This window comes from Streptomyces beijiangensis, assembly GCF_017315755.1.
Taxonomy (GTDB): Bacteria; Actinomycetota; Actinomycetes; order Streptomycetales; family Streptomycetaceae; genus Streptomyces; species Streptomyces beijiangensis.
On record NZ_JAFLRJ010001768.1, the window covers coordinates 1 to 446 of the forward strand.

Annotated in this window: 1 protein-coding gene and 1 pseudogene; both read right to left on the minus strand. The window is 68.4% G+C overall.

Features of this window, described 5'->3' with window-relative positions; translation table 11 throughout:
• Positions 1 to 302, minus strand: a 302-nt coding sequence (locus J0695_RS43580; protein WP_206970324.1) for a P-II family nitrogen regulator, incomplete at its 3' end; no start/stop codon positions are given.
• Positions 299 to 446 (minus strand): annotated as a pseudogene (locus J0695_RS45090) (ammonium transporter); the annotation flags it as partial. The pseudogene J0695_RS45090 and the gene J0695_RS43580, both read right to left, overlap by 4 nt.

Below are 446 nucleotides of genomic sequence, written 5' to 3' on the forward strand. Positions count from 1 at the left end.
CGGACCGCCGTCTCGACCGGCACGCTCCATACCTTGCCGTCACCGATCTTGCCGGTTCGGGCCGCCTTCACCACGACATCTATGAGTTCCTCCGCGTCCGCGTCCTCGACGAGCACCTCGATGCGGATCTTCGGTACGAGGTCCACGGTGTACTCGGCGCCGCGGTAGACCTCGGTGTGCCCGCGCTGACGGCCGTACCCGCTGGCCTCCGTGACGGTGAGTCCCTGTACCCCGAAGGCCTGCAGGGCCTCCTTGATCTCGTCCAGCCGGTGCGGCTTCACCACTGCGGTGATGAGCTTCATGCGTCCACCTTCTTCGTCTGCCCGGCCGTACCGGCCGTGGGCACTGCTGCCGTACGGGGAGCCGCGCCGCCGCCGGCCCCGCTGAAGTCGTAAGCGGTCTCGGCGTGTTCGGTCTGGTCGATGCCCGAGACCTCGACGTCCTCG